12 protein-coding genes are annotated in these 13,427 nt (G+C 75.7%); 4 read left to right on the top strand and 8 right to left on the bottom strand.

The window, feature by feature from the left end:
- Positions 1 to 165 precede the first annotated feature (165 nt).
- Positions 166 to 444, top strand: a complete 279-nt coding sequence (locus NT8_RS13850) for a DUF4235 domain-containing protein (RefSeq protein ID WP_067968817.1) — start codon at positions 166 to 168, stop codon at positions 442 to 444.
- 41 nt (positions 445 to 485) lie between these two features.
- On the opposite strand, the gene NT8_RS13845 is transcribed toward NT8_RS13850, so the two are convergent.
- The 4 genes from NT8_RS13845 to NT8_RS13830 all read right to left on the bottom strand — a co-directional run bounded on the left by NT8_RS13845 (position 486) and on the right by NT8_RS13830 (position 4,471).
- On the bottom strand, positions 486 to 1,322 hold the full coding sequence (locus NT8_RS13845; RefSeq protein ID WP_067968858.1) for a hypothetical protein: 837 nt from the start codon (positions 1,320 to 1,322) through the stop codon (positions 486 to 488).
- Positions 1,323 to 1,761: 439 nt separating this feature from the next.
- A complete protein-coding gene (locus tag NT8_RS13840) occupies positions 1,762 to 2,061 on the bottom strand; it encodes a DUF4193 domain-containing protein (protein WP_067968814.1) in 300 nt (99 codons plus the stop codon).
- A gap of 464 nt (positions 2,062 to 2,525) precedes the next feature.
- Positions 2,526 to 3,821, bottom strand: a complete 1,296-nt coding sequence (locus NT8_RS13835; RefSeq protein WP_067968812.1) for a sensor histidine kinase — start codon at positions 3,819 to 3,821, stop codon at positions 2,526 to 2,528.
- Positions 3,818 to 4,471 (bottom strand): response regulator transcription factor, encoded by a 654-nt coding sequence (locus NT8_RS13830; RefSeq protein ID WP_067968809.1) that lies wholly within the window; start codon positions 4,469 to 4,471, stop codon positions 3,818 to 3,820. Before NT8_RS13830 ends, NT8_RS13835 begins: the two co-directional genes overlap by 4 nt.
- A 640-nt stretch (positions 4,472 to 5,111) precedes the next feature.
- Between NT8_RS13830 and NT8_RS29900 the strand changes: the two genes are divergently transcribed.
- On the top strand, positions 5,112 to 5,279 hold the full coding sequence (locus tag NT8_RS29900) for a hypothetical protein (RefSeq protein WP_169805217.1): 168 nt from the start codon (positions 5,112 to 5,114) through the stop codon (positions 5,277 to 5,279).
- 73 nt (positions 5,280 to 5,352) lie between these two features.
- Here NT8_RS29900 and NT8_RS13825 read toward each other — a convergent pair whose 3' ends face one another.
- From NT8_RS13825 to NT8_RS13815, 3 genes are all read right to left on the bottom strand, one after another.
- The gene (locus NT8_RS13825) at positions 5,353 to 6,156 is read right to left on the bottom strand and encodes an inositol monophosphatase family protein (protein ID WP_067968854.1); all 804 of its coding nucleotides are present in this window, start codon (positions 6,154 to 6,156) and stop codon (positions 5,353 to 5,355) included.
- Positions 6,157 to 6,190: 34 nt separating this feature from the next.
- Entirely contained in the window at positions 6,191 to 8,212 is a 2,022-nt protein-coding gene (locus tag NT8_RS13820; protein WP_067968806.1) for a S9 family peptidase, read from the bottom strand.
- An 83-nt stretch (positions 8,213 to 8,295) separates the two neighbouring features.
- Complete coding sequence (locus NT8_RS13815) at positions 8,296 to 9,327, bottom strand: ferrochelatase (protein WP_067968851.1); 1,032 nt, start codon at positions 9,325 to 9,327, stop codon at positions 8,296 to 8,298.
- A gap of 136 nt (positions 9,328 to 9,463) precedes the next feature.
- Here NT8_RS13815 and NT8_RS13810 point away from each other — a divergent pair, with 136 nt between their 5' ends.
- Positions 9,464 to 10,765 carry a D-arabinono-1,4-lactone oxidase gene (locus NT8_RS13810; RefSeq protein WP_084468922.1) on the top strand — a complete coding sequence of 434 codons (1,302 nt, stop codon included), beginning with the start codon at positions 9,464 to 9,466 and terminating at the stop codon, positions 10,763 to 10,765.
- A gap of 78 nt (positions 10,766 to 10,843) precedes the next feature.
- Here NT8_RS13810 and NT8_RS13805 read toward each other — a convergent pair whose 3' ends face one another.
- Positions 10,844 to 11,779 carry a hypothetical protein gene (locus NT8_RS13805; RefSeq protein ID WP_067968800.1) on the bottom strand — a complete coding sequence of 312 codons (936 nt, stop codon included), beginning with the start codon at positions 11,777 to 11,779 and terminating at the stop codon, positions 10,844 to 10,846.
- A 520-nt stretch (positions 11,780 to 12,299) separates the two neighbouring features.
- On the opposite strand from NT8_RS13805, the gene sepH reads away from it, so the two are divergent.
- Positions 12,300 to 13,427 (top strand): septation protein SepH (gene sepH / locus NT8_RS13800; RefSeq protein ID WP_245646173.1); only part of this gene is annotated, 1,128 nt, incomplete at its 3' end.

The following is a 13,427-nucleotide window of genomic DNA, read 5'->3' as shown; positions in this document are numbered from 1 at the left end:
CGGGGCACCGCGCGCGGGGTGTCCGACCGGCCGCGACACCGTTGCGGGCGGGGCGCGGAGCCCACCGCGCGGCGGCGTCGGGTCGGCGCGCCGCCCCCATGGCATGACAGTATTTCGGGCACGTCACGGAGCACGACGACCGAGAACGGAAGCGATCGGATACAGATGGCAAAGAGAGACTCGCACCTGGCCGCGCAGATCGTCGGAGGCGTCGCCTCCCTCGCGGCGGCCTACGTGGTGCGCAAGGCGCTGACCTTCGCCTGGACCCAGGCCACGGGCAAGGAGCCGCCGACCGAGCCGGAGTCGCTCGAGGTCGGCCTCGGCGAGGCGGTGGGGTGGGCCGTGGTGGCCGGCGTCGGCATGGAGGTCACCCGGGTGCTCGCCGTACGCGCCGTCTACCGCCGGTTCCCGCCGAAGGGTTCGGTGGCGGTCGAGGGCATGTAGCGGACTGCGATCGGGGGGCGGCGCGCGGTGCGCGCCGCCCCTCAGCCGTCCGCGGGGCGGTCGCCCGGGGGCAGCGCTCCGGACGCCCCGCCGTCGATCCCGGGGCGGCCCGGCGCCACGCCGGGGTCGCCGCCGGGCAGGGCCCGGGCGCGCAGGTCGGCGCGGACCGCGCGGGCCAGGCCGGTGGTGGCGGCGCGGTTGAGCGTGCCGCCGGCCACCGCGCCGGTGAGGTAGGGGCCGAGCGTGGTCAGGTGGCGGCCCAGGACGCGCATGAGCCGCTTGCGCAGCGCCGCCTTCGCGGCGGTGCCCAGGGCGAGGGTCAGCGACTCGGCGGCGTACGTGGGGTCGATGCCCCGCTGCTTGGCCCAGGCGCCGACGTAGCCGGTGGCGCGCTGGAGGCCGGTGCCGGGGGCGGGCGCGCCGTACACCTCGTGGAGTTCGCCGATGAGCTTGACCTCGACGGCGGCCACGACCAGGGTCTCGGCGACCACCTGGGCCGGCGCGGTCAGCAGCAGCGGGGGCGCGGTGAACTGGACGGCGGCCAGGGCGCCGCCGGCCGCGCCGACCGCGGTGGTGGTGGAGACGGCGTTGCGCACCAGGGCGTCGGCGAGTTCCTCGCCCTCCAGGCCCCGGTGGTGGCGGACGAGGGTGGCGCGGTCGCGGACCGGGATGCGCGGGGCGATCTCGGTGGCGAAGAGGTCGGTGAGCCAGCGGCCGCCGGCCGCGCTGCGGACCCCGGCGGAGCGGGCGCTGGCGGCCACGGCGCGGGCGAGGCGGCCGAGGAGGCCGGCACGGCGCTTGGCGTCGGTGCCGTCGTCCGCGACGATGCGGCCGACGAGCGCGCCGATGTCGTCGGAGGCGCCGGCGGCGGGTTCCAGGTCGGTGCCGGGGGCGGTGGCGCCGGCCGAAGCGGGGGTGTCCGGCGCGGCCGGGGCGGACTCCGTGCCGGGCGCGTCCTCGGCGGCCGGCGCGGCCCCGGTGTCGCCGGTGGCCCCGGTGTCCGCCGGCGCGTCCCCGGTCGGGGCGGCGGGGCCGTCCGCGCGGGCGCCCTCGGTGGGCTCGGGGTGGTCGTCGGTTGCGCGGGCGTCGCCCTTACGGCGGCCGCGTGTGCGCCATGCCACTATTTACTCCCCCATTTCACAGCCTTTTCCCAGCTTTTCCCGAGTTACGACGATAAAAACACCGGGCCGTCAGCCGAAAAACCGGCGGGGGCGGCACGGACCACCCCCGGTAAAGCACGATGCGCCCCCGAACGGGGACGCATCGGTCGCCGCGTCGCAGCGGCCGTGGAAGCGGGGAGGGAGGCGGCGCCCCTTTTCAGGCCGAGCACTCCTTGCACACGAGCTGTCCCTTGCGCTCCTCGGCGAGCTGGCTGCGGTGGTGCACCAGGAAGCACCGCGAGCACGTGAACTCGTCGGCCTGGCGCGGCAGCACCCGAACGGCCAGCTCCTCACCGGAGAGGTCCGCGCCGGGCAGCTCCATCCCCTCGGCCACCTCGTCGGGGTCGACGTCGATGGTGCTGGTGCCCTTGTCGACCCGACGGGCCTGCAGCTCCTGCAGGCTGTCCTCGTTGATGTCCTCGTCGGTCTTGCGCGGGCTGTCGTAATCGGTGGCCATTCTGCTAACTCCATCCCCCTCGATCTATGCCTCGTCGCGCGGTAGTAACGCTTGAGAGCCGCGTCTTGTGCCCGTACCGGGGGGAAACATCCCCGGCGTCCGGGTCGCGTGACCCCTCCCGGGTGCCGTCGAACCTCGTGGCAGCGCCGATCGGCCGAACCCCGACGCGCGCGTGTTCGCGCACAGCGGATTCGCTCGTTCTCATGTGCTACCCAACGCCCGAAGGATTGCGACCTATTTCTTCGTCTTTCCTCGCACCGGCCGAGAGCGGGTACTCCGCGAGTGGCGAGGTCGGAACGGACACGCGGCTGCCGGAACGAATTTCCGGCGCGTTCACGCCCGGAGAGCATACCCACCCGCGGCACCGGGTCGTCCCGGGGGTGGCCGTGTCATCGGACACGTATAGATATCACGGGGGCGGCGGCGTCCGCAGCAGGTTCGGCGGCGCGGTCCGGGCGCCGGGGTCAGCGGCCGCCGGAGGGGGCGTCGCGGCCCGCGGCGGGCAGCCGGACGGTCACCACCAGGCCGCCGCCGCTGCGCGGCCAGACGCTGACCGTCCCGCCGTGGGCGCGCACCACCGAGCGGACGATGGACAGGCCCAGCCCGGCGCTGCGGCTGGAGCGGACCCGGTCGCCGGAGCCGCGGCGGAACGGCTCGAACAGGCCCTCGATCTCGTAGCCGGGGATGACCGGCCCGGAGTTCTCGACCTGCACGGCGGGCGACCCGTCGTAGATGCCGGCGCGCACGGTGATCTCGCCGTCGGCGACGTTGTACCGCAGCGCGTTCTCGACCAGGTTGGCGACCAGGCGCTCCAGCAGCACGGGGTCGCCGCTGACGGGCGCCGCGCGCAGGTCGGAGCGGACGGCCAGGCCGGACCGCTCGATCTCGGCGGCCAGCTGGCTGAGCACGGTCTCGGCGACCTCGCCCATGTCGACGCCGGTGCGCACGTCGAGTTCGCGGTCGCTCTTGGCGAGGAACAGCAGGCCGTCGATGAGGTGCTCGTGCCGGGCGTTGGTCTCCAGCAGCGTGCGGCCGACGGTGCGCAGGTCCTGGGACGCCTCGGGGTCGCTCAGCGCGACCTCCAGCAGGGTCCGGTTGATGGCCAGCGGCGTGCGCAGCTCGTGGGAGGCGTTGGCGACGAAGCGCCGCTGCCCGTCGAAGGCGTGGTCGAGCCGCTCCAGCATGCCGTCGAAGGTGTCGGCGAGTTCGCGGATCTCGTCGTCGGGCCCGCCCAGCGCGATGCGCTCGTGCAGGGAGCGCTCGGAGAGCCGGCGGGCGATGCGGGTGATCTTGTGCAGCGGGGAGAGCGCGCGGCCGGCCACGACGTAGCCCAGCCCGACCGCGAGCAGGCCGACGATCACCAGGGCGAGCACCGAGAACCGGGTGACCTCGGCGAGGACGTTCTCGATGTAGCTGTTCTTCAGGTCCTCCAGCGCCGCGGGGTCGTCGTAGTAGGGCGATTCGGCCGTGACGGAGAAGGTGAGGTTGTCGAGCAGGGCGGCGACGATGACGTAGTTGAGCAGCACCAGCAGCGATCCGGCCGCGAAGAACAGCATCCCGTAGATCAGGGTGAGCCGGGCGCGCAGGCTGATGTTGTCGGAGAACCGGGACACCCCGCGGCCGACCGGCCGGGGCGGCCCGGACGCGGCGGCGGGCGGCGTGGCGAGCCGCCGCCACGTGCCGGTGTCGCCCGGCGGCGTGGGCGCGACCTCGCCGGGCGCGGCCGCCGGGGCGGAGGGGTCGCCGCCGGTGGCGGTCAAATGCGGTACCCCGCTCCCGGCACGGTCTGGATGACCGGCGGTTCGCCGAGCTTCTTGCGCAGCGTCATGACGGTCACCCGGACGACGTTGGTGAACGGGTCGGCGTTCTCGTCCCACGCCTTCTCCAGCAGGCCCTCGGCGCTGACGACCGTGCCGCCGGCGCGCATCAGGACCTCCAGCACCGCGAACTCCTTGGGGGTGAGCGCGACGCGCCGGCCGTCGCGTTCGACGGTGTGGTTGGCGGGGTCGAGTTCGATGCCGCTGCGGCGCAGGACGGGCGGCAGCGGCGGGACGGCGCGGCGGCCCAGGGCCCGCACGCGGGCGATGAGTTCGGCGAACGCGAAAGGCTTGGCCATGTAGTCGTCGGCGCCGAGGGTGAGGCCCTCGACCTTGTCCTGGAGTTCGCCGGAGGCGGTGAGCATCAGGATGCGGCCGGCGTAGCTGCGGCCGACGAGGGCGCGGGCGACGTCGTCGCCGTGGACTCCGGGGAGGTCGCGGTCGAGGACGATGACGTCGTAGTCGTTGACCCCGGCGTGTTCGAGGGCGCTGTCGCCGTCGTAGACGACGTCGACCGCCATGGACTCGCGCCGCAGGCCCACGGCCACGGCGTCGGCGAGAACCTGCTCGTCTTCGACCACGAGTACGCGCACGTCGTCCTTTGCTTCCTTACGGCCGGGTGGGCCGCTGCCGGCGCATCCCCCAACACACCGGCAGCGGCGCTTACCCCCGGCTGCGTCCACTGTTATCGCACACGGCGAATAAGGATGGGGTAAACCACCGCGGCGCGTGCGCTGCGGTGATACCGCGGAGCGGTGTTCACCCGTCCCGCACCGGCCAACGTAGGCCGGTGCGCCGTGAGCGGCAACCCGTGGGCGCCGGGGAGCGGAAGGTCGGCGGCCGGGCCCCGAGGGGCGGGGCCGCCGATGTCCCCCTGGAAGGCGGGGCGCCGCCGCCGGCGTATCCCCCAACCGCCGGCGGCGGCGTTCACCCCGCACATCTCGAATCTGACACATCAAGGATAAGAACGAAGTAAGCAATGGCGCGTTCCCCCCGATGTGGTGTACGCCACCTGGAAACCGACATACGCCACACGCCACCCCGGACGCCCCATCCCGTCACGGATCGGTCACGTCGCCGCGGACGGGTTTGGCGGCAGCGGCGTCGTGGGTACGGAGGGGTGATGCGGGCCGCCACGTCGCGGACCCGTCCCCCTGCCGTCACAACGCTGTGGCGATGCCGGACCAGCGCACTGCTCGAAACACAGAGTCGTGAAGCACAGAGTGAGGTGAAATGGGCGAGTTCCTCGCTGAGATCAAGGGCCGCATCAAGGACACCGCCATGTCGCTCAAGGCGGCCCAGGCCGCCGGCGACGACTTCCTCGCCGACGCCCACGCGTCGGAGCTGGAGGACCTGCACCGCATCGCCGCCCGCAACGGCGTCGACACCGGCTGCGTCTAGGACACCCCGCCGACAGGGCGCGTCCACCGCGTTCGGGCCGGCCGGATCACGTGATCCGGCCGGCCCGCGCGCGTCAGCCGTCGGTGTCGGCGCCCAGCGGCTCCAGCAGGTCGTGCAGCGCCTCGAACAGCCCCGGCGGCGCCGCGACGACCAGGTCCGGGCCCGGTTCGGCGCCGCGCAGGCCGCCCACGCGCGCGCCCGCCTCGCGGGCCACCAGCGCCGCGGCCCCGTAGTCCCACGCGTTGAGCCCGCGCTCGTAGTAGGCGTCGCTGCGGCCGCGCGCCAGGGAGCACAGGTCGACCGAGGCCGCCCCGCAGCGGCGGATGTCGCGCACCCGGGGCAGCACCGACCGCAGCACCTCGGCCTGGTGCGCGCGGCGGTCGGCGTCGTAGCCGAACCCGGTGGCCACGAGCGCCAGCTCCAGCGGGACCGCCGGCCCCACCCGCAGCCGCTCCCCGTTGCAGTGGGCGCCGCCGCCGATCGTCGCGGTGTACACGTCGCCGCGCACCGGGACCGCGACGACCCCGGCGACGATCTCGCCGTCGGCCTCCGCCGCGATCGACACGGCCCAGTCCTCGCGGCCGTACAGGTAGTTCACCGTGCCGTCGATGGGGTCGACGATCCAGCGGACCCCCGTGGAGCCCGCGTCGGCACCGCCCTCCTCGCCGAGGACGGCGTCCCCGGGCCGGGCGGCGAGCAGGCGCTCGCGGATCAGCTTCTCGACCGCGCGGTCCATCTCGGTGACGACGTCGGTCGGCGACGACTTCGTGTCGAGCACGTCGATGCCCGCCTGGCCCTCGGCGGCCACGCGCCCCGCCTCGGCGGCGACCTCGACGGCCAGCGCCAGCAGCGCGGCCGGCTCCGCGGTGGTGGTCACGTCCACGTTCCCCCGTTCCTTGTCGCCGGCCGGTTCACAGCAGTCCGGGCCGGCGCCAGTCCTCGCCCAGCACGTGGTGGTCCAGGAAGGCCAGGACCGTCTCGTACCAGACCTTGATGTTGCCCGGGGAGAGCACCCAGTGGTTCTCGTCCGGGAAGTACAGGAACTTGGCGTCGACCTCGCGCGACACCAGGTCCCACCACAGCCGCAGCCCCTCGCCGATGGGGACCCGGTAGTCCTTGTCGCCGTGGATGACGAGCATGGGCGTGGTGAAGCGGTCGAGGTGGCGGTCCGGCGAGGCCCGCTCGTAGCGCTCCGGCCGCGTGTGCCGGTCGCCGAACTCCGCCTCCCACACCGCGGGCGCGTCGGTGGCGCCGACGAAGGCGTCGAGCCCCCAAAGCGAGGCGTGGGTGACGATCGCGCGGAAGCGGTCGGTGTGCCCGGCGATCCAGTTGGCCATGTAGCCGCCGAAGGACCCGCCCATGGCGGCGGTGCGCTCGGCGTCGACGTCGTCGCGGGCCGCGGCGGCGTCGGTGACCGCCATCAGGTCGGCGAAGGTGCGCGGCCCCCACGAGCTCCAGGCGCGGCGCAGCATCTCGGGGCCGTACCCGGTCGACAGGGCGGGGTCGGGCAGCAGGACGGCGTAGCCGCGGGCGGCCAGCAGCCACGGGTTCCACCGCCACGACCAGCCGTTGAAGCTCATGTAGGGGCCGCCGTGCACCCACAGCACGAGCGGGGCGGGGGCGGCGGCCGACGCCCCCTCGGGCAGGACCAGCCAGGAGCGGATCCGGGTGCCGTCGTCGGCCTCGGTCTCGACCTCGGTGAGGGTGCCGGGCGGGCGCAGCGGCAGGCCGGGGGCGGGCAGCCGGACCGGCTCGGACTCGGCGGCGGCGTCGAGGCGGACCGGGGTGGGCGGCTCGTCCCAGGAGTCGCGCAGGGCGTAGAGGGCACCGCCGTCGGGGGCGGGGTTGAGGGCGCTGTAGGCGCCCTCGCGGGTCAGCCGCCGGACCTCCCCGGTGGCGAGGTCGACCCGGAAGACGGGGCGGCGGCCGTCAAGGTCGGCGACCACGTACACGGCGGAGGAGTCGGGGGCCCAGGCGTACTCGCGCGGCCACAGGTGGCGGTCGGGCAGCAGGTCGCGGCCCTCGCCGGTGGCGAGGTCGACGAGCCAGAGGGTGTGGTCGCGGGGCTCGCCGTCGGGCTCGCCGTCGAACCCGCGCTCGGCGGCGGCGTAGCGGCCGTCGGGCGAGACGCGGGGACCGGAGAAGTCGTAGCGGTCGTCGGCGGCCAGCACCCGGCGCTCGCCGGTGGCGGTGTCGATGGCGACGAGCGTGGAGCGGTCGACGCCGCGGCCCTGGGGGACGGTCCACCCGGCGATCACCGAGGTGCCGTCGGGGGTGGGGTCGAAGGACTGGCCGAGCAGCGCCTGGCCGGGGTCGGGGGTGAGGTCGGCGGCCTCGCCCAGGGGGGCGGCGGCGTCGGCGGGGGGCGCGGCCGCGAACAGCCGGGTGCGGGCGGGGCCGAGGTCGCGGTCCCAGTAGCGCACCGGCATGGCCTCGTGCAGGATCGCGGTGACCCCGGCGTCCTTGCGCTCCTTGCGGGCGCGGGCGTCGGCCTCGGCGTCGGCGGCGCCGGGCGTGGTCTCCGAGGCGAACACCACGGTGCCGGCGTCGCGGGCGACCGCGAACCCGCCGATGCCGCCGGGGCGGTCGGCGACCCGGCGGGCCTCGCCGCCGGCGGCGGGCAGCAGCCACAGCGCGGGGACGGGGGTCGCGGCGCCGTCGGCGGATTCGGGGTCGGGGCGCGCGGAGGTGAACAGGAGCGACCCGTCGGGCAGGAACCCGGGGCCCGACTCGCCCGCGGTGGAGCGGGTGAGCCGGCGCGGTGCGGCCGCGCCGGCCGGGTCGATCTCCCACAGCGCGGTGCCGAAGGAGGTGCCGTCGGGCTTGGGTTCACTGACGGGGGCGATCAGCCGGGAGCCGTCCGGCGACAGCCGCAGCCCGCCGACCCGTGGCAGGGCGACGTAGTCGGACGGCTGGTACCACGAATCCACCACGACAACTCCTCCGATTCCCGACGGGTGATCACTGGGACCCTATCGGGGGAGGGCGCGCCGGACCGGGGGCGGGGAGCCGGTGGTCAGCGCGGCAGGCAGCAGTCGTCGGCGCCCTCGGGGCAGCCGGGCAGCGTACCGAGTCCGGTGCGCGGCGCCCCCTGGGCGCGCTCGGCCACCAGCTCGCGCACCATGGCGACGAACCGCGGGTGGGTGCCCGGGCTGAGCGCCCGCGCGAAGGGCACGCCCAGGCGCCGCGCGGTGGCGCGGGCCTCGTGGTCGAGGTCGTACTTGACCTCCATGTGGTCGGAGACGAACCCGTAGGGCACGACGACGACCGCCTCGACGCCCTCGGCTGCCAGCTCCTCCAGCCGGTCGTTGACGTCGGGCTCCAGCCACGGCTGGCTGGGCGGCCCGCTGCGGCTCTGGTAGACGAGGTCGTAGGCGTGGCCGCCGCCGACCCGCTCGGCCACGAGCCGGGCCACCTCGGTGAGCTGGGCGACGTAGGCCCCGCCGGGGCCGTAGTGCTGCTCCGGGGCGCCGCTGGCGTCGGCCATGGCGGTGGGGATGGAGTGCGCGGAGAACAGCAGCCGGGCGCCGGCCCGGTGCTCCTCGGGCAGCTCGGCGAGCGCGGCGCGGGTGTGCTCGGCCAGCGGCTCGATGAACCCGGGGTGGTCGAAGAACGGGCGGATCAGCTCGATCTCGGGGGCGTCGGGCCCCACGGCCTCGCGGGCGGCCGCGATGTCGTTGAGGTAGGCCCGATGGCTGGAGTAGTTGCTGTAGGCCGAGGTGGCCATCGCGACCACCCGGCGCACGCCGTCCTTGGCCATCTGCCGCACCGTGTCGGTGAGCATCGGCTCCCAGAACCGGTTGCCCCAGTAGACGGGCAGGTCGACGCCGTGCGCGGCGAAGTCGGCCCGCACCGCGTCGAGGAGGTCGCGGCACTGCTGGTTGATCGGGCTGACGCCGTCGAACAGGAAGTAGTGCTCGCCGACCTCCGCGAGCCGCTCGCGGGGGATGCCGCGGCCGCGCGTGACGTTCTCCAGGAAGGGGATGACGTCGTCGACGGCCTCGGGGCCGCCGAAGGAGATCAGCAGGAACGCGTCGTAGGGCCTCATGGTCCCCATGAAACCAGGTCCGGACGGCACCCCCGCGCCACCCCCGCGTGGCGGCCGCCACGCGCGCGGATCACCCGCGAAATGGGGCCTACCGACCGGTTACATCCGGACGGACCCGCCGGTAGCCTGCGTGTCCATGACGAATGTGGTGTGGCGCACGTGGTCCGGGACACAGCAGGCGCGTCCCCGCCGGGTGGTGGTCCCCAACGGCACCGCGGAGGTCGCCGCGGCGGTGCGCGCGGCGGCCGCGGCGGGCGAGCGCGTGCGCATGGTCGGGTCGGGCCACTCCTTCACCGGGGTGGCCGTCACCGACGGCACCCTCCTCTCCCCCACGTCGCTGGCGCGGGTGCGGTCGGTCGACCGCGCGGCGGGCACCGTCACGGTCGAGGCCGGGCTGCCGCTGTGCGACCTGAACGCGGTGCTCGACGCCCACGGGCTGGCGCTGGCCAACCTGGGCGACATCACGGTGCAGACGGCCGCCGGGGCGGTGCAGACGGGCACCCACGGCACCGGCCGCGACGTCGGCGGGCTCGCCGGGCAGGTCGTCGGCCTGGAACTGGTGCTGGCCGACGGCTCGGTGGCGGCGTGCTCGGCCACCGAGGACCCGGAGCTGTTCGCGGCGGCCCGGGTGGGCATGGGCGCGTTCGGCGTGGTCACGGCGCTGACGCTGGCCGTGGTCCCGGCGTTCCTGCTGCACGCCCGCGAGGAGCCGATGCGGCTCGACGACGTGCTGGAGCGGCTGCCGGAGCTGCGGGCCGGCAACGACCACTTCGAGTTCTACTGGTTCCCGCACACGGGCCTCACCAGCACCAAGCGGAACAACCGGGTCGACGGTCCGGCGCGCCCGCTGACCCCGTTCCGGGCGTGGCTGGACGACGACTTCCTGTCCAACACGGTGTTCGAGCGGGTGAACCGGGTCGCCCGCCGGCTGCCCGCGGCCGTCCCCGCCATCAACCAGGTGTCGGCCCGCGCGCTGAGCGCCCGCTCCTACACCGACGTGTCGCACCGGGTGTTCGCCACCACCCGCCGGGTGCGGTTCGTGGAGATGGAGTACGCGGTCCCCGCCGAGCACGCCGCCGACGCGCTGCGCGAGGTGCGGGCGCGGGTGGACGCCGGCGGGCACCGCGTGTCGTTCCCCCTGGAGGTGCGGTTCGCCCCGGCCGACGACGTGTGGCTGTCCACCGCCCACGGCCGCGACACCGCCTACATCGCCGCGCACGTCTACCGGGGCGCGCCCTACGGGCGCTACTTCGCGGACCTGGAGTCGGTGTTCACCGCGGTGGGCGGCCGCCCGCACTGGGGCAAGGTGCACACCCGCGACCGCGCCTACCTGGAGCGGGTGTACCCGCGCCTGGCCGACGCCGCCGCCGTGCGCGACCGGGTCGACCCCGAGCGCCGGTTCGCCAACGCCTACCTCGACCGGGTACTGGGCCCCTGACCGCCGCGGGCGGCCCCGCCGCAGCGAAGCCGCCCGCGCACGGGGGCGGGGCGCCGGGCGCCGCCGGGGGTCAGGGGGTCACTCCGCCGGGTTCTGCGCCCGCGGCGCCTGCTGCGCGGCCCCGCCGTCCTGGCCGGTTCCGGACTCGCCGGTGCCGTCGGTGTCCTCCCCGGTGTCACCGGTGTCCTCGCCGGTCCCGGGGTCGGTGGTCGGCCCGCCGTCCTGGCCGGGGTCCGGGGTGGTCCCGGTGCCGGGGGCGGTCGGGGCGGGCGTGCCGCCGGGCGCGTCGCCGCCGGTGCCGGGGGCGGTCGGCGCCACCGGGGCGCTCGGCTCGGCGTCCGGGGTGGGGGCGGGCGCCTCGGTCTCCGGCGCCTCGACGGGCTCCTCCTGGGCGTCCTGCGCCTGGCCCCCGAGCAGGGTGGGCGCCGACCGGGTCTCGTCGCCGTGCAGGGTGGCGGTCAGCGACCGGCCGGTGAACAGCTCGAACGCCAGGATGACGAGCATCGCCGCGGCGAAGACCGCGGCCGCCGGGATGACGATCCGCCGCCATTTGCGCCAACCGGTGCGGGCCGGCGTTCCGGTGCCGCCGTCGGCCGCCCCGCTGTCGGCACCGATCCGGTCGGCGGCGCCGATCCCGGCCAGGGGCAGGGCGCGCGTGGCGTCCAGGCCGGGCCCGTCGGCGGGCGGTTCGGTGGCGGCCGCCAGGAGCGTGTCGCCGTCGACCCCGGCGGGGCCGGACCGCGCCACCTCGGCGGCGGCGCCGTCGCGGCGCCGGGGGGCGGCCTGGGCCCGCTCGGCGATCCGCTTGGCGCCGTCGCCGCTGCGCGCCATCAGGTGCGCGATGACCGCGGTGCCCGCGGTGCTGAGCACGCTCATGACCGCGGCCCCGATGATGGTGCCGTAGACCCCGAGGTAGGACGCCGCCGTGGCGGCGGTCAGCGTGGCGAGTCCGCCCCCGACGACCTGCGGGACGCTCAGGTCGATGCGCTTCTTCTTCTCCTCGCCCTCGCTCATCCTTCCCTTCCCTACGCCGCGCGGGGCGCGGCGGACGTGCTCGTGTCCTCGGGGGCGGCCGTCCGGGCACGGCCCGGCCACAACCCCGCTTAATCGGACAACTAATAACAAAGGGCTCGATGTTCCGGAAAAACATCGGCATCGGATGGATCACCCTCAGGTCTCGACCGGCGTGTCGGGTTGCCGACGACCGGCGCGATGTGGTGCGCGGCGGCGTGCGCCGCGCCGTCGACCGGGTTCCGCGCCCCGCGGCCCGCGGCCGATACCATCACCGCGTGACGTCGCGCGGGTTTCCGCCGAAACCCGTTCGGCACGCCTGGGAACACGGACCGCTCCCGTGTCAAGATGGCGGGGAGAGGGAGCACGAGCACCCCGGCGGCGCGGCGCCGCCGCACGCGTCCGGAGCACACCGTTCGGACATGCCGGGCGCGGCACTGGCCGAACCGTCACAAGCCGATGAGACTGGAACGCGGGGGCCGACCGAGGACCCGCCCTCGACGGAACCGCGAAAGGGAGGGCGATGCAGGAGCTTCGCCTCGTCGCCGTGAGCGAGGACGGCACCTACCTGGTGCTGGCGAGCGCCGGTCGTGGGACCCGCTTCATGCTGCCCGTCGACGACCGCCTCCGCGCCGCCGTCCGCGGCCAGTTCTCCCGGCTCGGCCAGTACGAGATCGAAGTGGAGAATCCGTTGCGCCCCAAGGAAATCCAGGCCCGGATCCGCTCCGGTGAGACCGCCGAGGCCATCGCCGAGCACGCGGGGATACCCATCGAGCGGGTGCGCTGGTTCGAGGGCCCGGTGCTCCAGGAGCGCGAGTACATCGCCCAGCAGGCGCAGCGGGCCACCGTGCGCCGCCAGGGCGACTCCACCCCCGGCCCGGTCCTCGGTGACATCGTGGCCGAGCGCATCGGCGCCCACCAGCTGGAGACCGGCGACGCGGTGTGGGACTCCTGGAAGCGCGAGGACAACACCTGGCAGCTCAAGCTGGCGTTCCTCGTCGCCGGCGAGGAGCGCGTCGCCCACTGGGTGTACGAGCCGCGCCGCCGCTCGGTCACCCCGGCCGACGACGAGGCCCTGCGCTTCTCCTCCCGCGAGGCCGACGCCCCGCTCGACCTCGGCCCGGCCGGCGCCAACGTCACCCCGTTCGTGCCGCGCCGCCAGGGCGGCGAACCGCCCGCCGCGCCGCGCCCGGAGGCCGCCGCGCCGCCGCCCGCCGAGCCCGCGCGGCCCGAGCCCGCGCCGCGCCGCGACCCGCTGCCGCGCCCCGAGCCGACGCGCGCCGACAGCCCGCTGCCGCCCGCCCGCCCCGAGGAGCCGGCCCGCCCGGAGCGCCCCGAGCACCCCGCCGCCGGCCGCACCGCCCCCGACCCCGCCCGACCGCCGGCCCGCGAGCCCGCGCCGCCGCCCGCCGCGCGCGAGTCGGTCCGGCCCGCCCCGCAGCGCGAGGGCACCCGCGCCCGCCGCCCGATCGACCCGGGATGGGACGCCCCCGCCGCGGGCCGCCCCGAACGCGCCGAACCCGTGCGGCAGGAGCGGCCGGAGCGGCCATCGCTCGGCCGCACCCCGGTCGGCCGCGACGAGCCCGCCGACCCCGGTCCCGCCCGCGCCGCGCGGCGCGGCGCCGACCGCGACGAGCCCGAGGCAGCCGAG

Source organism: Nocardiopsis trehalosi NBRC 14201 (assembly GCF_001552555.1).
Taxonomy (GTDB): Bacteria; Actinomycetota; Actinomycetes; order Streptosporangiales; family Streptosporangiaceae; genus Nocardiopsis_B; species Nocardiopsis_B trehalosi.
This window is presented reverse-complemented; position numbering and strand designations above follow the sequence as displayed.

What these genes read in the sequence shown, in the direction of transcription:
- NT8_RS13850 (WP_067968817.1), top strand. Translation starts at nt 166, where the DNA reads ATGGCAAAGAGAGACTCGCACCTGGCCGCGCAGATCGTCGGAGGCGTC.
- NT8_RS13840 (WP_067968814.1), bottom strand. Translation starts at nt 2,061, where the DNA reads ATGGCCACCGATTACGACAGCCCGCGCAAGACCGACGAGGACATCAAC.
- NT8_RS29900 (WP_169805217.1), top strand. Translation starts at nt 5,112, where the DNA reads ATGGGCGAGTTCCTCGCTGAGATCAAGGGCCGCATCAAGGACACCGCC.
- NT8_RS13815 (WP_067968851.1), bottom strand. Translation starts at nt 9,327, where the DNA reads ATGAGGCCCTACGACGCGTTCCTGCTGATCTCCTTCGGCGGCCCCGAG.
- NT8_RS13810 (WP_084468922.1), top strand. Translation starts at nt 9,464, where the DNA reads ATGACGAATGTGGTGTGGCGCACGTGGTCCGGGACACAGCAGGCGCGT.
- NT8_RS13805 (WP_067968800.1), bottom strand. Translation starts at nt 11,779, where the DNA reads ATGAGCGAGGGCGAGGAGAAGAAGAAGCGCATCGACCTGAGCGTCCCG.